Consider the following 18,740-nt stretch of genomic DNA (forward strand, 5'->3'; position numbering starts at 1 on the left):
GCCAGCCTGTGGACTTGTGGACAGCCGCTCACCGCGCCTGACCACAGGGTCCACAGGGCCAAACCAAAAACAGAAGCGGACATTTCGTGTGCTATCAAAAACGGACAACTTGAAACGCTAGCGACAGTCGGACGCTTGCAGCGAGCGTGGCTTTCGCCCTCACGGAGATCGAAACCGCATCGAATGCATGGTCGAACGCCGAAGCAGGCGAGCCGCGTCGCCACCGGAAACGAAAAGGCGGCCTCGTCCGTCGCGTCCTTTGCTGCGTCGCCGCCTCGCGCGTCTGGCTGCGAGACCGTGTTTGACGGGCCAAGGCAAAATTCCGGACCATGCGAGGCCGCCGTCGAGCAGTGCATGAGTTTGGTTGCCCAAGTCGTTCTGCAGATAGGATGTTAGGAGAATCTTGAAACTCTCCCCTTATCTCTCGAAAAGAACGATGAAAGCAGTAAAATGAAACAAGCCGAACAAGTCAAAATTGTAAGTTTACCTGACGAAATTCGACCGTTCGAGCTTGCCGGCGACTGCAATATCCGCAATGCCGCCGACATTGCTGAGAGATTGCAGCAGCGCACCGGCGATATTCTCATCGATGCACGTGGATTGACGGGCGTCGATGTCGCAGTCCTCCAACTTCTCGTCTCGGCGCGCAAATCGACCGCCGCCAGGGGCTGCTCCATGCGGGTCGTGGCGGAATCGGCGGGCACCCTGCGCACGGCCGTCGACAGGGCCGGGCTGGGTTCGACGTTCCGCGACGTTCTGGTTCCCGATCTTCCGTAATCTCTCGTCCCCCCGCAGCCAGCTGATCGGCAAGCCAGTCGGCCGCCGACGAGCATGAGCGGGAATCCTCTGCGCCGGGCTCGGCCGGCCGTGGGGGAAAGATTTCACGCCTTCATTCTTTGGAGCTTCTCATGAGCAAGACGATCTTGATGGTCGACGACTCGGCTTCGGTCCGGCAGATGGTCGGCATGACGCTCAAGCAGGCCGGCTACAGCGTCGTCGAAGCCTGCGATGGTCGCGAGGCGTTGCAGAAGGCCGGCGCCAATCGGGTCGACGCCGTCATCACCGACCTCAACATGCCGGGCATGGATGGACTATCCTTCATCCGCGCATATCGGACGACGCCGGCGAGCAGCGGCGTGCCGATCGTCTTCCTGACGACCGAATCCGACGAGGGCCTCAAGGCGCAGGCCAAGCAGGCCGGCGCCACCGGCTGGATGGTCAAGCCCTTCAAGCCGGATCAGCTTCTCGCGATCATGCGCAAGGTCGTCGGCGCATGAGCGATCTCGATCCCGCGGAGGTTTTTCGCCAGGAAGCCGGCGATCTCATCGAGACGCTGGAGGAGGCGCTTCTCGATCTGGAAAAACGCCCCGACGACCGCGAACTCGTCGGCCTGGCGTTTCGCGCCCTGCATACGCTCAAGGGTTCCGGGGCGATGTTCGGCTTCGTCGCGGTGTCCGAGTTCATTCATGAGTTCGAAACGGCGTTCGATCGTGTCCGCAAGGGGGAAGCTGCGGCCGACCGGCGGCTGATCGCGGCGGCCCTCGATGCGCGCGATCACGTCGCCCGGCTCATCGACGATCCCGACGTGGATCCGGCACGCGGCGCGGCGATCCTCGCCGCCCTGAAGGTGGCGGTGAATGGCGAAGCGCCGGCGGTCGAGGCATCGCGGCCCGGCGCGGCGGCGGGTGTCGGCGGAGCGGTTTCGTCCGCCCCGTCCGGCTGGCACGTGCGCTTCCGGCTTCCTGCCGATGCCCTGACGCTCGGCACGAACCCGCTGCTTCTCCTCGACGAGTTGCGCGAGCTCGGACCCTGCGAGGTGGTTGCCGACATCGACGACGTTCCGCCGCTCGACCGGATCGAGCCGCAGTATTGCCATCTCGCCTGGGACGTGACGCTGAAGGCCGAGGTGCCGCAGGAGGCCGTCGACGACGTCTTCCTCTTCGTGCGCGACGACATGGAACTGACCATCGAGCCGCTCGCGGTCGACGCGAAGCGACCCGGCCCGAGTGAAGGCCTGCAGACGCATCCGGCCGCGCCCGGCAAACGGAGCGACGTCGCGCAGGACAGCCCGCTCGGCGAAGCAAGCCCGGCATCGCTCGACCTCCCGATCGCGGAAGGTCCCGCGGCGCGATCCTCGCCCGCCAAGGTCGAGCGCAACGCGACGCTGCGCGTTCCGGCGGAACGGCTCGACGAATTGATGGACCGGGTGGGCGAACTGGTCATCGCCCAGGCGCGGCTCAGCCAGCTTGCCGACGCGATCCACGATCCCTCGCTGGTCAACGTGGCCGAAGAGATCGAACGGCTCACGGCGAGCCTGCGCGACACCACGATGGGCACCCGCATGGTGCCGATCGGCTCGCTGTTCGGGCGATTCCGCCGTCTCGTCCACGATCTTTCGGAAGAACTCGGCAAGCCGATCAACTTCGTCACCGCGGGCGAGGACACGGAACTCGACAAGACGGTGATCGAGCAGCTCGCCGATCCGCTCGTCCATCTCATCCGCAACTCCGTCGACCACGGGCTCGAAAGCCCCGAACGACGCGCCGAGGCGGACAAGACGGCGACGGGCACGTTGCGGCTGTCGGCGAGCCATCGCGGCGCCGAGGTCGCCATAACCGTCTCCGACGACGGCGCGGGATTGAACGGCGAGCGGATTCGCCGGCGGGCCGAGGAAGCCGGCCTGCTGTCGCCCGGCCAGTCGATCTCCGACGGCGAACTCCATCGGATGATCTTCCAGCCGGGATTTTCGACCGCCGCGCAAGTGACGTCGCTGTCCGGCCGCGGGGTCGGCATGGACGTGGTCAAGCGGACGATCGACGGCCTGCGCGGTTCGATCGACGTCGACACCTGGCCGGGCAAGGGAACGACGGTCACCCTGCACCTCCCGTTGACCCTCGCCATCATCGACGGGCTGCTGGTGCGCGTCGGCGCCGACCGTTACACGATCCCGCTCGCGGCGGTGGAAGAGTGCCTGGAGCTGCCCGACGGAACCGACACCGACGGCCGTGGCCGCAGCTTCCTCAATCTGCGCGGCGATCTCGTTCCCTTCCTCAAGCTGCGGACCCTCTTCGATGCCGAAGGCGAGCCGGACCCCTTCCAGAAGGTGGTCGTCGTCGCTTCCGACACCACCCGCGTCGGCCTCGTCGTCGACGAGATCATCGGCAACAACCAGACGGTGATCAAGCAGTTGTCGCGGCTGCATTCGGGCGTGAAGACCTTCTCCGGCGCGACGATCCTCGGCGACGGCACCGTCGCCCTGATCCTCGACGTCATGAACCTCGTCACCTTCGGTCAGAGGATCGAGGAGCGGCGGCGCGCCGAGACGCTCGGGAGGGCCGCATGAGCGACGGCCAGGAGACCAAAGGAATGCATGCCCTGACGATCCGGCTCCAGGACGAGATGTTCGCGCTCGAAGCGACGAACGTTCGCGAGATCCTCGACCCGGTGCCGATTACCCGCGTGCCGAACGCCGGCGACTTCGTCGGCGGGCTCATCAACGTCCGCGGCAGCGTCGTGCCGCTCGCCGATTTGAGGGTGAGCTTCGGAATGGACCGCCCGCCGCCGGACGGCGACACCCGGATCGTCGTCATGGAGATCGATCTCGACGGCGAGCCGATGGTGGCCGGGATCCTCGCCGACAAGGTCTACGACGTGACCGACATCACCGCCGCCTCGATCGAGGAGGCGCCCAGGGTCGGCATGCGCTGGCCGGCCGAATTCGTGCGCGGCATCGGCCGGCGCGACGATCAATTCGTGATCATACCGAACATGCAACAAATCTTCGGCGCGAGAGCGAACCTCGCCCCCGAAACCCACTGAAAGGACATCTCGGTGAAGCTCTCACTCAAGGCGAAGTTCGCCAGTGCATTCGGAATCATGCTTTTGCTGATCGTTGCGCTCGCGGCGGTCGCGATCATCCAGATGCAGCAGATCAACAGCAAGTCGACGGAGATCGCGCAGAACTGGCTGCCCAGCGTCGACACGGTCAATCGGATCAATACGACCACCTCCGACTACCGCATCCTCGAGTTCAAGCACGTGGTGTCGACGAACCCGCAGGACATGCAGGCGGCGGAGACGCAACTGAAGGAGACGGCCAGTCGTCTTTCGGATTTGCGGGAACACTACGAAAAGCTGATCTCGTCCCAGGAAGAACGGAGCCTCTACGACGAATTCAGTCAAAAGTACGAAAACTACCTCGCCAGCAGCGGCAGGATGCTCGAATATTCCCGGCGCAACGAGAACGAGCAGGCGGCCAGGTTGCTGGACCAGTCGGGCGAGATCTACAATTCCTTCTCCGACGACCTGACCAAGCTCGTCGACATGAATTCCGAGGGAAGCCGCGCCGCCAGCGACGCCGGCGACGCCAACTATGCCCAGGCGCAGACGACCATCTTTTCCGTCGTGGCGGCCGCACTGCTGCTCGGCATCGGAACGGCTGTCTTCCTGACGCGCAACGTCCTGCGCGCTCTCGGCGGAGAGCCCGACTATGCCCGCGAGGTCATTCGCGACATCGCCGGCGGCAATCTCACCGTCCAGGTCGCGACCCGCAAGGGCGACAACGACAGCCTGCTCGCAGCGGCCCGCGACATGGTCGCCAAGCTCGAGAGCATCATCACCGACGTCGCCGGTTCGGCCCGCAACGTCTCTTCCGGCAGCCAGGAGATGTCGGCCGCATCCGAGCAGTTGAGCCAGGGTGCGACCGAGCAGGCCTCCTCGACCGAAGAAGCGTCTTCGTCGATGGAAGAGATGGCTTCGAACATCAAGCAGAACGCCGACAATGCCCTGCAGACGGAAACGATCGCGCGGCAGTCCGCCCAGAACGCCCAGGCCAGCGGCGAAGCCGTCGGCAAGGCCGTGAAGGCCATGGAGACGATCGCCGAAAAGATCCTGGTGGTCCAGGAGATCGCCCGCCAGACCGACCTTCTCGCCCTCAATGCGGCGGTCGAGGCGGCTCGGGCCGGCGAGCACGGCCGCGGTTTCGCCGTGGTGGCGTCGGAAGTCCGCAAGCTCGCCGAGCGCAGCCAGGCGGCCGCCCAGCAGATCTCCGGCCTGTCCGGCGATACGGTGAAGGCGGCGCAGCAGGCGGGCGAGATGCTGACGAAGCTCGTCCCCGACATTCAGCGCACGGCCGAACTCGTCTCGGAGATCTCCAATGCCAGCCGCGAGCAGAATGCCGGCGCCGCACAGATCAACATGGCGATCCAGCAGCTCGACAAGGTGACCCAGCAGAACACTTCGGCCGCCGAGGAAATGGCGTCGACCTCGGAAGAGCTGGCAGGCCAGGCCGACCAGTTGCAGCAGGCCATCGCATACTTCCGGCTCAATCACTCCGGCCTGGCCAATGCGGAGGCTCCGGCACCGGCCAGGACGCAGCCTTCGAGGAAGACCTCCGGCCTCGGCGTTGCCGACATGCATGAGGCCATCCGCGTCGCCGCTCCGGCCATGTCGGGCTTCAAGCAGGCTTCGAAGGCCAAGGGTGGTGGCTTCGACCTCGACCTCGACGATGGCGGGGACGAACTGGACAGCCGCTTCTCGCGCAGCGGTCGAGCCGCCTGAGCCGAGCCCGATTGCCGCCTGCCCCTCGTTTCAGACCGGGGCGCGCGGCAGCTCAACCGAAAAGGAGCGTGAGATGGCCGAGCGCACACAATACGTGACCCTGGGCGTTGGCGACAGCCTGTTCGCGATCCCGGTCGCCCGTGTCCAGGAAATCCTCGAGCCGCAGCCGCTGGCACGGATGCCGCGGGCACCGGCCGACTTCCTCGGGGTCATCGACGTCCGCGGCCAGGGCGTCCCGGTGACCGACCTGCGCCTGCGCCTTGCGATGCAGCCCGCCGAGGACACGCTCGACACCCGCGTCATCGTGCTCGAGGTCGAGATCGACGGGGGGAGGCGCAAGGTCGCGCTGAGAGCCGACCGGGTCTTCGAGGTGGCCGAACTCGACGATGGTTCGCTCGAGCCGCCGGTGCGGATGGGAACGCGCTGGCAGGCCGACTGCGTCGCCGGGGTCGGTCGGCGCAACGGCGCCTTCGTCACGGTCTTCGACCTCGATCGCCTGTTCGCCATGGACGGCGAGGCGGTGGGGGAAGTCGCCGCCTAGAGCGCGATTCCGAACGCGGGACCTGCCTCTCGGGAGGATCATGCGCAAACGGGAAAATACAGCGGGATGACGAGCGGAGCTCATCTCGTCCCGCGCTGGCGGAGCCGGTCCGGCACGGAGCCGCTGTTCCGGGAGCTTTCCGGCACGGCCGCCGAGGGTCGGAGAGCGATGATGACGAATTGTCTGATGGTTCAGCTTTCGACTGCAAGGGATCGACGTCGACCCCGCGCCGTCGCCACGGGATGACGAGAATGGCTCTTTCTTCTGCGGTCGTCGACACGGGGACCCGCGCTGCGCGGCCGCCGGTTCCGAGCGACCAGATCAGCGTGGCCGACTTCGGGCGGCTCGCGGACCTCGTCACGCGCAAGACGGGGATCAAGCTGCCCCCGGCGAAGCGGTTGATGATCGAGGGCCGGCTGCGCAAGCGCATGCGTGCCTGCAATCGCCCCAATCTCGACGCCTATTGTCGTTTCCTGTTCGATCAGGGCGGGCTCGAATCCGAGATCGTTCACCTGATCGACGTGGTGACCACCAACAAGACGGATTTCTTCCGCGAGCCCGAGCATCTCCATTTCATGGAGAATCACATGGTGGACGCCCTTCTGTCGCAGACCCGGCCGCGCCCGCTGCTCAAGGTCTGGAGCGCGGCGAGTTCCAACGGCGCCGAAGCCTGGTCGATCACAATGGTGCTCGAAGACATCGCCCGCAAGCGACGGACCTTCAACTACGCGATCCTCGGCACGGACATTTCGACCGTCGTCCTCGAACAGGCCCGCCGGGCGGTCTATCCGGTCGAGGCGATGGCGCCGGTCCCGGCCGACAAGCGCCAGCGCTACGTCATGGAGAGCCGCGTGCCGGAACTGCGCGGCGAGGTGCGGATCGTCCCGGAACTGCGCCGGCGCGTGCGCTTCGACCGGATGAACCTGATGGATACGCAATATCCCTATGATCGGGACGTGGACATCATCTTCCTGCGCAACGTTCTGATCTATTTCGACAAGGCCAATCAGGAAGCGGTCGTCTCCCGTCTCGTCGGCCATCTGCGCCGAGGCGGCTATCTCGTCGTCGGCCATTCCGAATCGATGGTCGTCAACGCGGCGGACGTTCGGCAGGTCGGGCCGACCGTCTTCCAGAAATCCTAGGAGGGATCGATGGCCAGCCAAGCCTCCAGGGACGGTGCCGGAAAGATCCGCGTCCTCATCGTCGACGATTCCGCCTCGGTGCGCACCACCCTCAGCGCCATTCTTTCCGGCGATCCCGAGCTCGAGGTGATGGGCGCGGCGGCCGATCCCTATCTCGCGGCCGAGAAGATCCGCGCCCAGGTGCCGGACGTCCTGTTCCTCGACATCGAGATGCCGCGCATGGACGGTCTGACCTTCCTCAGGAAAATCATGGCGCAGCGCCCGATCCCGGTCGTCATCTGCTCGAGCCTCGCCACCGACAGATCCGACGTGATGATGGAGGCTCTGGCTGCCGGCGCCGTCGACGTGATCACCAAGCCACGGGTGGACACGGCGCAGTTCCTCAACGAGTCGCGCATGCTGATCTGCGACGTCGCCAAGGCGGCAGCGCATGCCAGGGTGCGCGCCGGCACCCGCCGTCAGCCGAAGATGGTGGTCGAGGCCAAGCACATGGCGGACGTCGTCGTTCCGCCGATTTCCGAAACCCGGACCGCCTCGCTGCGGCGCTCGATCCCGAGGACGGAGCCGCTGGTCTGCATCGGAGCCTCGACCGGCGGTACGGAAGCGCTCGCCGCGGTTCTGACGCGGCTGCCGGCGGCGAGCCCTCCCATCCTGATCGTCCAGCACATGCCGGAAAAATTCACCGCCGCATTCGCCCGCCGGCTCGACGGCATCTGCCAGGTCGCGGTGAAGGAGGCGGCCGACGGCGATCTGCTGGTCGCCGGTCGCGTGCTGATCGCCCCCGGCAACCGGCACATGCTGCTGCGCCGGACCGGCAGCCGCTATACCGTCGCGATCGAGGAGGGCCCCTATGTCTGCCGCCATCGCCCGTCGGTGGACGTGCTCTTCCGCACGGCGGCGCAGAATGCCGGCGCCAACGCCATGGGTGTCCTGTTGACGGGTATGGGCGACGACGGCGCGAGGGGACTATCGGAAATGCGGGACATGGGGTCTCACACCGTCGCCCAGGACGAGGAGACGAGCATCGTCTTCGGGATGCCGCGCGAGGCGATCGAACTCGGAGCGGCCCGGAAGGTGCTTCCGCTGCACAAGGTCGCGGAAGAGATCCTCCGCCACTGCGCCGCGACCGCCCAGGCCCCCCACACCGTCCAGGCCGCATCATGAGCGCGGTAGCCGCCATTTCCGACCGTCAGTCCGGCGACGACGGCTTCCGCGGTGCCGGCGCCCGTCCCTCGCCGCTGCTCGGACACCGGCAGAGGCTGAACGGCACGACCGCCGAGGTCGAACAGATCTTTCTCGGCATCGGCGAGCGCCTCGTCACCTGCGTCGGCATTCTCGGGGACATGCAATCGGCCTTCGGCGCCGTGACCACGGCCCATGACAGCCCGGAGCTCGCCTCGGCGGAAACCGCCATTCGCGCGCTCGTCGGCGAATGTCTCGGTCTCGTCGAGCGGCTGCAGCACGAGCGCTCGCTGATCGAGCGGCTGTCGCGGGCGCTGGCGGCGGCGGCCCCGCGGATCGACGAACTGCGACAGACTGTGGCGATGATCGCGGCGATCGCAATCAATGCGCGGGTGACCGCCGCCGGCATGCGCGACCACGGCAATTCCGGACTGACCGTTTTCACCGACGACGTGCTCGAACTGTCGAAGCGCGCTTCGGCCGTGGTCGACGAGTTGCAGCAGGGACAGGTGCGGCTGCGCAAGCTTCTGGGCGATGCCTCGACCCGCAGCGAGACCTTCGAACGGAACTTCCGCACCGCCACGCAGACCCTGAAGGAGCGGACCGAGGCCAATCTTCGCGGCGCCGTCGCCGAGCGCATCCAGGCCGGCAAGGTGGGATCGTCGGCAACGTCGGTCTCGCAGGAGATCGCCCAGGAGGTTGCCACCATCGTCGCGTCGATGCAGATCGGCGACAACACCCGCCAGCGTCTGGAGCACGTCACGGCTGCGCTCGCCATCGCCGGCGACCATGCGGCGGCCCGGCCCGCGATCATGCGGCTGCAACTGGCGCAGCTTGCCGATAGCCGCGACCATCTCGTCTCGGAAACCAGCTATATCCGCGACGCGATCCTGGTCTTGTCGCGCAGGATCGATCGTTCCTTCACCGCGCTGAAAGGCGAACTCGCCAAGGCCGGAGGAGCCGACCAGCCCGGCGCCCAGCGCCTTGCATCGGACGTTTGCGAGGCGGCTGCGGAACTGTCGCAGTCCGAAGCCGAGCACGCGCACGTCGACGCGCTCGCCCAGACGATCGGAGGCGACGTCGAATTGTTCAGGGCCTGTTCCGACGAGATGCGCACGCTCGAATTCGAGATGCGTCTGGTCAGCCTGAACACCGCCATCACCTGCTCCAATCTCGGCCGGGAGGGCAAGGCGCTCGGCGTCGTCTCTCTGCAGATGCGCGAACTGGTCGGCGAGATGGTGACGCGGTCGGAGGCCGTCGCGGGCGCGCTCTCCGAACTCGGCACGATCGCCGCCGAACTCTCCGAGGTCCGAAGCGTTTCGGCCGAGCGCAGCATGGCGACGCTGGTCGCCGAGGCCGAGCGCAGTCTCGTCCTCCTGCAGACGGTCGACGGCCGACTGGAGACCGTCGGGACGGTCCTCAGCGAACTCGGCGAGAGGGTGGCGATGCTGACGTTCGACGCCGGGGCGGCGCTCGGCAGGCTGGACGGGCTCGTCGACGATCTGAGCGAGGTAGAGGCCGATCTGGCGATGGTCGCCGGCGACGAAGCGGAGGGCCTCGATGCGCCCTCGCAGGACCATGCGGCTCTCTTCGCCGAACTTCGCGCGGCCTATACGATGGAGGCCGAGCGCCAGGTCCACGACGCCGTGCTCGGTGGCGATGGCCGGCCGGCGGCCGAAGCTGCCGGCATCGACGATGGCGCCGTCGACATCGATGCCATGCTGTTTTGACGTCGCAAACGCATTCCGGCGGGGTCCCGGGTCAGCGAAGGCGTGCCATCGTTGCCGGTATCTGCGGCAAGGGCGGGCACGCCCGGGTCTTCGCCGGAATCAGCCGGCCGAGCGCATCGCGATCATCGAAAGGGAAGCATTGGTGGAGCTGAGCGGGATCGAACCGCTGACCTCGTCATTGCGAACGACGCGCTCTCCCAACTGAGCTACAGCCCCGTCCACCGTTGCGAAGCGGCTTTTAGAGCTTCGGGCCGGCGTCTGTCAACGGGCTCCGTGCAGTTCGCGGCCGGATTTGAAAGGCGGGCCGGAGCGACTCCGGCGCAGCGCTTTCGAGCTTTTCCGCATGGGCGGGCAGGGGCCATTCGAAAGGAGCGTTAACGCTTCGGAAGCCGTGCTGCTTGCGCCCCGGTGACGCGATGTCTACATCCGCGGCAACCGAAAACAAGGCACGGGATCAATGCTGGCAGTCACCTTCGTCCTTTATCAGGCGCTCAATCTCTATTGGTGGATCGTCATCGCATCGGCCATCCTGTCCTGGCTCTATGCCTTCAACATCGTCAATCCGGGCAATCCCTTCGTCGATTCCATCGGCCGCTTCCTGTGGCAGATGACCGAGCCGGTCTATCGCCGCATCCGGCGCTTCCTGCCCGATCTCGGCGGCATCGACCTGTCGCCCCTGGTCGTCCTCTTCGCCATCATGTTCCTGCAGTATTTCATCGTCGTCTACGTCGATCCGGCGATCATGCGGGCCGGGGTCTGAGCCGCTCGCCCGGCCGTTGAGGGATGGCTGGTCGGGGCTTCTTCCAGACCGACGCCGACGGTATTCTCCTGTTCGTGCGGGTGACGCCCCGCGCGTCGAAGGACGCGGTCGAGGGCGTCGTCACCGACGCCGACGGAAACACGCGTCTGGCGGTGCGTCTCAGGGCCGTTCCCGAGGACGGCAGGGCCAACAAGGCGCTGATCGCTCTCCTCGCCAAGAGCTGGAAGATCCCGAAATCGGCCATCGACGTCGTCTCGGGTTTTACCATGCGACAGAAGACGCTTAAGCTGACAGGGGCCGACGACGCCGTCGCTGCGATCCTGCAGGCGACCGGTGCCGGCGAGGGAGGGCAGGGAAGATGAGGCGAGGGCTTTGGAACGGGTTGGGTCGCGGCGCCGTCGGTACGGCGGCGGTGCTGGGCCTCGTCGCATTCGCGTCGCTTGCCGGCGCTCCGGCCCGGGCTGCCGGCATCGACAGCGCCTATACCAAGCTCGATCTCGACGCCTGCGACGTCCTGAAGGAATACGAGGAAGGCGGCGGCATCGACCTGCAGTGCGCCGGTTATGCGGGCATTCCGGTCTTCGTGTCCGAGGGTGATCTGCGCACGGTCGTCGCCTTCGGCGAGGAGAGCCAGAACGGCGGCACCTTCGGTCCGTTCAATTCGCCCGGCGAGACGGTCGAGTGGCGGCTTTCGGGGAAGGAGCCCTTCGCCGCGATCCTGCGCTTCCACCTCGATCCCGGCGACGGCTCGGGCAAGACGGCGAGCGTCCTCGGCGTTTATACGATCGGCGGAAAGGGCCGGGAGAGCTGTCCCGTCGGCTATGTCGACGCCAGCGTCAATGCGAACGCCAACGTCCTTGCCCGAAAGGTGGCGGACGAAGAGGCGCGGGGCTTCGACTGCGGGACGGACAGGCCGCGCTATCATGGCGACGTGAGCGAACTTGGCGGCACGGCGACGGCCGTTCAGAACTGACGGCAGGCACCCGGCGATCGACCCGGTGCCGACCGCCGCTGCCGCGGCGAACCGTCGAAGTGACTCTACGGGAAGAATCTTCGCGCCGTCGCTGAACCACTCGCCGGGATTCCCGTTCAGCGAGTCATGAGCACCCCACGCGCCTACTGGACCGGCCACATAAGGCTGTCTCTCGTCTCGTTTCCGGTTCGTCTCTTCGCCGCGACGAGCCCGGCGCGGACGATCCAGCTCCACCAGTACGACAAGAACACCGGCCAGCGGATCCGCTATCAGAAGGTGTCGGAAAAGGACGAGGACCCGGTCGAGAGCGACGACATCGTCAAGGGCTACGAATACGAGAAGGGTCGCTACGTCCCCGTCGAGGACGAGGAGATCGAGCGGCTCAAGGCCGAGAGCAACCACGTCATCGAACTGACCCAGTTCACCGACGCGTCCGACATCGACCCGATCTACTACGACCGACCCTATTACATCGCCCCGGACGAGGACGGGGTGCAGGATGCCTACGTCACCATCCGCGAGGCGCTGCGCAAGGCGAAGAAGGTGGCGCTCGGCCGGATCGTCATATCGGGCAAGGAGCGGATTGCCGCGATCAAGCCCTGCGGCGACGGGCTGATGCTGGAGACGTTGCGCTACGCGCAGGAGGTGCGCGACGCCAAGAAGTTCTTCGACGAGGTGAAGGACGACGCCGAGATTGACGACGAACAGCTCGAACTCGCCCAACTGCTCATCGAGAAGAAGTCGAAGCCCTTCGATCCGAAGGCGTTCCGCGATACCTATCAGCAGGGGCTGATGGAGATCATCAAGGCGAAGATCGCCGGCAAGGAACCTGAGGCCGAAGAGGCGCCGGAGGAAGACGGCGGCAACGTCATCGACATCATGGACGCGCTGCGCAGGAGCCTCGAACAGTCGGGCGGCGCGGCGGGCAAGGGCTCGAAGGGCTCTTCCCGCGCGAAGTCCTCGTCTTCCAGGACGAAGACGAGCGGATCGAAAGCGTCCGACTCCGCGACGTCATCCTCGAGTTCGAAGGCGAAGTCCTCCGGCTCCGCCAAGTCCGGCTCGAAATCCACGTCCTCGAAGACGGCCGAATCCGGCGACGGGAACTCGTCGTCGAAGGCGGGCGCGAAGAAATCGGGTGGCCGGTCGAAGAGTACCAAGGCAGCGTAAGCGATGGCCTCGCTCGACACCTACAATCAGAAGCGGGATTTTTCCCGCACCCGGGAGCCGCAGGGCAAGGCCGGGCGGAAGGCCGGGCGCGGCTACCTGATCCAGAAGCACGACGCCACCAGGCTGCACTACGACTTCCGTCTCGAACATGACGGCGTGCTGCTCTCCTGGGCGGTGACCAAGGGGCCGAGCTACAACCCCTCCGACAAGCGCCTCGCCGTCCGCACCGAGGATCATCCGCTCGACTACGGTTCCTTCGAGGGCACGATCCCCAAGGGCCAGTATGGCGGCGGAACGGTCATGCTCTGGGACACCGGCACGTGGTCGCCGCTCGGCGACGTCGCCGAAGGCCTGGAACGGGGCGAGCTGAAGTTCGAAGTCTCCGGCGAGCGGCTGAAGGGGCGCTGGGTGCTCGTGCGGATGAAACCGCGTAAGAAGGAAAAGCGCGAGAACTGGCTGCTGATCAAGGAGAAGGACGACCTCGCCCATCCGGACGAGGACGGCGAGGATTTCCTCGAGGGCGAAGCCACCAGTGTGAAGACCGGCCGCTCGATGGAGGAGATTGCCGAAGAGGAGGGCGGCGAAGGCGGCGACCAGTGGTCGAGCGACGCAACCCGCGGCAAGGGCGGCAGGACGTCCGCTTCGGGCCGGCGCAAGGGCAAGGCCGAGGCGCCGAAGGCGGCTGCGGGGTCCAGCGCGAAAAAGAAGGCGAAGGGTGCTGCGAAGGCCGCATCGCTGGACGACCTCGCCAAGCGCTACGGCAAGCCACAGCTCGCGACCCTCGTCGACGAACCACCGAAAGCCGGAGGCTGGCTGCACGAGATCAAGTTCGACGGGTACCGCCTGCTCGCCCTGGTCAGCGGCGGTAAGGCCCGGCTGCTCACCCGCAACGGCAAGGACTGGACCTCGAAGTTCGGCCGTCTGGCAGAGACGGTCGAGAAGCTCGACGTCACCGACGGCGTCTTCGACATGGAGGCCGTGGTTCTCGACCAGGACGGCCGGTCCGACTTCCAGATGCTGCAGAACGCTCTCTCCGAGGAAACGGACAAGGGCATCGTCGCCTTCGTCTTCGACTGTCTCCATCTGGGCGGCGAGGACCTCACGGGCGAGCCCCTGGCGAACCGTAAGGAGCGGCTGAAGGCGGTTCTGGGCGGGCAGGCAAAGCAGGCGAAGTCGATCCTGCGCTATTCCGACCACATCACCGGCAAGGGCGACCAGATGATCGCGCGGTCCTGCTCGATGGGGCTCGAGGGGATCGTTTCGAAGAAGGCCGACGCGCCCTATCGCTCGGGCCGGTCGAAGAGCTGGCTGAAGTCGAAGTGCATCAAGCGGCAGGAATTCGTCATCGTCGGCTTCACCAAGGCGGCCGGCGGCGCTCGTGCGATCGGCGCGCTGCATCTCGGCTATTCGGGCGATGACGGCCTCGTCTATGCCGGAAAGGTCGGCACCGGCTTTTCCGACGTCTCGGCCCAGGCGCTGCGCGCCCGGCTGGAGAAGATGACCCGCAAGACGCCGCCGGTGGAGACTCTTTCGGCCACTGAGAAGCGCGGCGCAACCTGGGTGACCCCGTCGCTCCTGTGCGAGGTCGCCTTCACCGAATGGACCGGCGAGGGCAAGATCCGCCACCCGTCGTTCAAGGGCCTGCGCGAGGACAAGCCGGCCGAGGAAGTGACCCGCGAGACGTCGCAGGACGAAGACGAAGCGGTCGAGGAAGCGGCCGGCGACGGCGAGGCGAAGAGCAAGCGTTCGAAGCCTTCGTCGGACAAGCGTTCGTTCGCAAGGCCCTCGAAGGCCGCCGCGTCAGAGGCGAAGCCGGCTGCGAAGTCGGAGCCCGCGGCGACAAGGAGGCGTTCGAACAAGCCGATCCGCGTCGCCGGTGTCGAGATCACTCACCCCGACCGGCCGATTTTCGGCGAGGATGGGCCGACCAAGGGCGATCTCGCCGAATATTACGGGAAGGTGGCGAAGCTGATGTTGGCCGACATCGCTGGCCATCCGGTCTCGCTGCTGCGCTGTCCGGGCGGCATCGGCGAGGAGTGCTTCTTCCAGCGATCGGCCGGCAAGGGCTGGGGCGCGGAGATCAAGCCCGTCGACGTCACCCATGACGGCAAGAAGACCGAGTACTTCTACGTCGACGACGAGAAGGGTCTCCTCGAACTCGCCCAGATGGGCGGGATCGAATTGCATCCCTGGGCCTCGGCGGTGGACAAGGTCGACGTGCCGGATCGTCTCGTCTTCGATCTCGACCCGGACGAGGGCATCCCCTTCGAGGCGGTGAAGCTCGCCGCCCGGGATCTCGGCAACCGGCTGGACGGGCTCGGCCTCGACAGCTTCGTCAAATGCACCGGCGGCAAGGGCTTGCATGTCGTGGTGCCGATCGCCCGACGCCGGGCGTTCCCCGAGATCAAGGCCTTTGCCGAGGCCTTCGCGGACAAGATGGTCGCGGACGCGCCGAAAGCCTATGTCGCGACGATGTCGAAGACCAAGCGCAAGGGCCGGATCTTCATCGACTATTTCCGCAACGACCATGCCGCGACGTCGATCGCCGACTATTCGGTCCGGGCCCGGCCGGGCGCGCGCTGCGCCGTGCCGCTCGCCTGGGAGGAACTCGATGGCCTTCGATCCGCCGACGCCTTCACCATGGAGCGGGTGATCGCCCGCATCGAGGCGGGCGAGGCTTTCGAACGGCCGACGCTGCGTCAGTCGATCACCAAGAAGACGATGGGCAAGCTGGGGCTCTGACACCGCAGCCGCCACCGGCAGTGCCGAGGCGGTCGCGATCATCCCGAAAGATGCTGGACCGGCGTCAGTCCCGCTCGTCCATCCCGCCGGCGTCCGCCACAAGCTTGAGATGATAGTCGGCGTCGCCAAAAGCGAGGTCGATCATCGCCTGCCGCTTGAAGTGATGGGCGATCTCGTACTCCATGGTGACGCCGACGCCGCCATGGAGCTGCACCGCGTTCTGGCCGATGAACCGGCCGGACCGGCCGATCTGGACCTTGGCGGCGGAGATCGCCGTTCGCCGCGCCGTCTCGTCGTGTTCGGCGGCGTTCATGGCGGCGAAGATCGCCATGGAGCGGGCCTGCTCCAGCGCCATGTACATCTCCGAAGCCCGATGCTGAAGCACCTGGAAGGCGGCGATCGGCACGCCGAACTGCTTGCGCTCCTTGATATAGGCGACGGTCAGCTCGACCATCCGCTCCATCGACCCGACCGCCTCGGCGCACAGCGCGGCGCTCACCTCCGCCTCGACCCGGGCGATTGCCGGCCAGGCGCCTTCCGGATCGCCCAGAACGGCGTCCTTCGGCACGAAGACGTTCGCGAAGGTGAGCTCCCCCGCACGCATCCCGTCCTGGGTCGGAAAGCCGCGTCGGGTGAGGCCGTCGGCACCCGCCGGCACGTTAAAGAGGCCGAGCCCGGCGGCTTCGCCGGGTGCGCCGGCGGTGCGGGCGGCGACGACGAAGCCCGTCGCGGTGTCGCCATGGAGCACCAGCGTCTTTTCGCCGGAGAGGCGGAAGCCGTCGCCCTCTCGGCTGGCCTTCATGGCGATCCTCGACAGGTCGTAGCGGGTGTCCCGCTCGGCGAGGGCGAAGGCGAGGCGGCTCGATCCCTCGACGATGCCGGGAACGATCGCGGCCCGCTGCTCCGGCGAGGCGGCATGGCGCAGCGCGGCGCCGGCCATGACGACCGAGGCGAGATAGGGCTCGACCACGAGGGCGCGGCCGAACGCTTCCATGACGATCATCGTCTCCACCGGCCCGGCGCCGAGGCCTCCGTCCTCCTCCTCGAAGGGAATGGCGAGGAGGCCGAGCTCGGCGAAGGAGGCCCAGAGTTTTTCGGAAAAGCCGGACGCCTCGGCCCGGTGCTTCTCGCGCGCCTCGAAGCCGTATTCGGTCCGCAGGAGCCGGGTGACCGAGTCCTTGATGAGGCTCTGTTCCTCGGAAAGATCGAAATCCATGGGTTTCCTCCCGGAAAATCTGCGTGTGGATGGTCGGCCGCCTGCTGCAACGGCAGCGTCGACCTGATGTTTTGATCAGGCAGTGCCGAGGCACCCCCCTCTGCCTGCCGGCATCTCCCCCACAAGGGGGGAGATCAGCTGCGTCGCCGTTGCCGTTTCATCGCTGACGTTTCTGCCGATCGCAGACGCTTCAGATCGGCGGTGAGCACGTCACGCCGGTCTGATCTCCCCCCTTGTGGGGGAGATGCCGGCAGGCAGAGGGGGGTGTGCAGGCACCGACGCGTCCGACGAAGGACGTGTCTTCCGGCGAGCCCGTCCGGCCGAGGCTGCAAATCCTTCACAACCCCAGGATTGCCTTGGCGATGATGTTCTTCTGGATCTCGTTGGAGCCGCCGTAGATCGAGACCTTGCGCATGTTGAAATAGTTCGGCGCGATCGGCGCGGCGTAGTCGGGGCCGACGGGCGGCTCGTTGCGGCCTTCGACCGCCTCGGCCTCGTAGGGCAGGGCGAAGGGGCCGATCGCCTCCATCAACAGCTCGGTCGTTGCCTGCTGAAGCTCCGTACCCTTGATCTTCAGGATGGAAGAGGCCGGATCCGGCTTGCCGTGGCCGCGCCGCGCCTCGGCGGAGACGACGCGCAGCTGGGTCATTTCCAGCGCCTTCAGTTCGATCTCGACGGCGGCGACCTTTTCCCGGAAGCGCGGATCGTCCCAGACGACGCCGGCGCCCGCGGGTTCTGCCTTCGCGATCTCCTTCAGCCGGCGGATGCGCTCCTTGGTGGCGCCGACGCCGGCGATCCCGGTGCGTTCGTTGCCGAGCAGGAACTTGGCATAGTCCCAGCCGCGGTTCTCCTCGCCGACGAGATTTTCGGCCGGCACTTTCACGTCGGTGAAGAACACCTCGTTGACCTCGTGGCCGCCCTCGATGGTGCGGATCGGGCGGACGGTGATGCCCGGCGCGGTCATGTCGATGAGGAGGAAGGAGATGCCCATCTGCTTCTTCGGCGCCTGCGGATCGGTGCGCACCAGGCAGAAGATCCAGTCGGCATACTGGCCGAGCGTCGTCCAGGTCTTCTGGCCGTTGACGACATAGTGGTCGCCTTCGCGCACCGCCCGCGTCGTCAGTCCGGCGAGGTCGGAGCCGGCGCCGGGTTCGGAAAAGCCCTGGCACCACCAGTCGTCGAGATTGGCGATGCGCGGCAGGAAACGATCCTTCTGAGCCTTCGAGCCGAAGGTGTAGATCACCGGCCCGACCATCGAATGGCCGAAGGGCAGCATCTGCGGCGCGGGCGCCCGCTGCATCTCGTCGAGGAAGATGTACTGGCGGATCGGGTCCCAGCCGGTGCCGCCGTATTCGACCGGCCAGTGCGGGACGGACCATCCCTTGTCGTTGAGGATGCGCGTCCAGCGCACCAGCTGGTCCTTGGAGACGTGGCGCCCGGCGCGCAGCGTCTCCTGCGCGTCCTTCGGCACGTTCCCGGCGATGAAGCCGCGTACCTCGGCGCGAAACTCGGTCTCCTCGGGCGTGAATGTCAGGTCCATCGATCGTCCTTCCGATCTGCGGCCGGTCGCGGGAATCCCGGGCCGCCGTTTGTCGCTTTTCGCATGCACCTGGTGGGCCAGCGCTGCCAACACAATAATTGACGCGAACGTAAGAGTAAATTCGCTACGAGCTATTGGGTCGATCGCCGGGCCTTTTCCTCCTGCCGCGATGTGACTAGGGTTTGCGC

The 18,740-nt window shown here is 66.4% G+C and carries 16 protein-coding genes and 1 tRNA gene; 14 read left to right on the forward strand and 3 right to left on the reverse strand.

The window, feature by feature from the left end; genetic code table 11:
- The first annotated feature begins 450 nt into the window (after positions 1 to 450).
- The 9 genes from LZD57_RS11455 (at position 451) to LZD57_RS11495 (ending at position 10,154) form a co-directional block, all read left to right on the forward strand.
- Positions 451 to 777: an STAS domain-containing protein gene (locus tag LZD57_RS11455; RefSeq protein WP_233719761.1), complete on the forward strand. Its 327-nt coding sequence runs from the start codon at positions 451 to 453 to the stop codon at positions 775 to 777.
- Positions 778 to 908: 131 nt separating this feature from the next.
- A complete protein-coding gene (locus LZD57_RS11460) occupies positions 909 to 1,277 on the forward strand; it encodes a response regulator (protein WP_233719762.1) in 369 nt (122 codons plus the stop codon).
- Complete coding sequence (locus LZD57_RS11465) at positions 1,274 to 3,343, forward strand: chemotaxis protein CheA (RefSeq protein WP_233719763.1); 2,070 nt, start codon at positions 1,274 to 1,276, stop codon at positions 3,341 to 3,343. The genes LZD57_RS11460 and LZD57_RS11465 overlap by 4 nt, the downstream gene beginning before the upstream one ends.
- Positions 3,340 to 3,819, forward strand: a complete 480-nt coding sequence (locus LZD57_RS11470) for a chemotaxis protein CheW (RefSeq protein ID WP_233719764.1) — start codon at positions 3,340 to 3,342, stop codon at positions 3,817 to 3,819. The genes LZD57_RS11465 and LZD57_RS11470 overlap by 4 nt, the downstream gene beginning before the upstream one ends.
- A 12-nt stretch (positions 3,820 to 3,831) precedes the next feature.
- On the forward strand, positions 3,832 to 5,559 hold the full coding sequence (locus LZD57_RS24150) for a methyl-accepting chemotaxis protein (RefSeq protein WP_233719765.1): 1,728 nt from the start codon (positions 3,832 to 3,834) through the stop codon (positions 5,557 to 5,559).
- A gap of 73 nt (positions 5,560 to 5,632) precedes the next feature.
- On the forward strand, positions 5,633 to 6,100 hold the full coding sequence (locus LZD57_RS11480; RefSeq protein ID WP_233719766.1) for a chemotaxis protein CheW: 468 nt from the start codon (positions 5,633 to 5,635) through the stop codon (positions 6,098 to 6,100).
- Between the two features lie 251 nt (positions 6,101 to 6,351).
- On the forward strand, positions 6,352 to 7,242 hold the full coding sequence (locus LZD57_RS11485) for a CheR family methyltransferase (RefSeq protein ID WP_233719767.1): 891 nt from the start codon (positions 6,352 to 6,354) through the stop codon (positions 7,240 to 7,242).
- Between the two features lie 9 nt (positions 7,243 to 7,251).
- A complete protein-coding gene (locus tag LZD57_RS11490; RefSeq protein WP_233719768.1) occupies positions 7,252 to 8,406 on the forward strand; it encodes a protein-glutamate methylesterase/protein-glutamine glutaminase in 1,155 nt (384 codons plus the stop codon).
- Positions 8,403 to 10,154 carry a hypothetical protein gene (locus LZD57_RS11495; RefSeq protein ID WP_233719769.1) on the forward strand — a complete coding sequence of 584 codons (1,752 nt, stop codon included), beginning with the start codon at positions 8,403 to 8,405 and terminating at the stop codon, positions 10,152 to 10,154. The genes LZD57_RS11490 and LZD57_RS11495 overlap by 4 nt, the downstream gene beginning before the upstream one ends.
- A gap of 140 nt (positions 10,155 to 10,294) precedes the next feature.
- Here the strand turns inward: LZD57_RS11495 and LZD57_RS11500 are convergent.
- Positions 10,295 to 10,370 (reverse strand) — tRNA-Ala (locus LZD57_RS11500).
- A gap of 241 nt (positions 10,371 to 10,611) precedes the next feature.
- Here LZD57_RS11500 and LZD57_RS11505 point away from each other — a divergent pair.
- The 5 genes from LZD57_RS11505 to ligD all read left to right on the forward strand — a co-directional run bounded on the left by LZD57_RS11505 (position 10,612) and on the right by ligD (position 15,796).
- Positions 10,612 to 10,914, forward strand: coding sequence for a YggT family protein (locus LZD57_RS11505; protein ID WP_233719770.1), 303 nt, complete (start codon positions 10,612 to 10,614; stop codon positions 10,912 to 10,914).
- A 23-nt stretch (positions 10,915 to 10,937) separates the two neighbouring features.
- A complete protein-coding gene (locus LZD57_RS11510; RefSeq protein ID WP_233719771.1) occupies positions 10,938 to 11,276 on the forward strand; it encodes a DUF167 domain-containing protein in 339 nt (112 codons plus the stop codon).
- Positions 11,273 to 11,887, forward strand: a complete 615-nt coding sequence (locus LZD57_RS11515) for a hypothetical protein (protein ID WP_233719772.1) — start codon at positions 11,273 to 11,275, stop codon at positions 11,885 to 11,887. The genes LZD57_RS11510 and LZD57_RS11515 overlap by 4 nt, the downstream gene beginning before the upstream one ends.
- Before the next feature lie 126 nt (positions 11,888 to 12,013).
- Positions 12,014 to 13,054: a non-homologous end joining protein Ku gene (gene ku / locus LZD57_RS11520; RefSeq protein ID WP_233719773.1), complete on the forward strand. Its 1,041-nt coding sequence runs from the start codon at positions 12,014 to 12,016 to the stop codon at positions 13,052 to 13,054.
- A 3-nt stretch (positions 13,055 to 13,057) separates the two neighbouring features.
- Entirely contained in the window at positions 13,058 to 15,796 is a 2,739-nt protein-coding gene (ligD, locus tag LZD57_RS11525) for a DNA ligase D (RefSeq protein WP_233719774.1), read from the forward strand.
- Positions 15,797 to 15,860: 64 nt separating this feature from the next.
- On the opposite strand, the gene LZD57_RS11530 is transcribed toward ligD, so the two are convergent.
- Positions 15,861 to 17,012: an acyl-CoA dehydrogenase family protein gene (locus tag LZD57_RS11530; RefSeq protein ID WP_233719775.1), complete on the reverse strand. Its 1,152-nt coding sequence runs from the start codon at positions 17,010 to 17,012 to the stop codon at positions 15,861 to 15,863.
- 337 nt (positions 17,013 to 17,349) lie between these two features.
- Complete coding sequence (gene pimC, locus LZD57_RS11535) at positions 17,350 to 18,552, reverse strand: pimeloyl-CoA dehydrogenase large subunit (protein ID WP_233719776.1); 1,203 nt, start codon at positions 18,550 to 18,552, stop codon at positions 17,350 to 17,352.
- Positions 18,553 to 18,740: the final 188 nt, after the last annotated feature.

It is taken from the genome of Jiella avicenniae, from assembly GCF_021390325.1.
GTDB classification, from domain to species: Bacteria; Pseudomonadota; Alphaproteobacteria; order Rhizobiales; family Rhizobiaceae; genus Jiella; species Jiella avicenniae.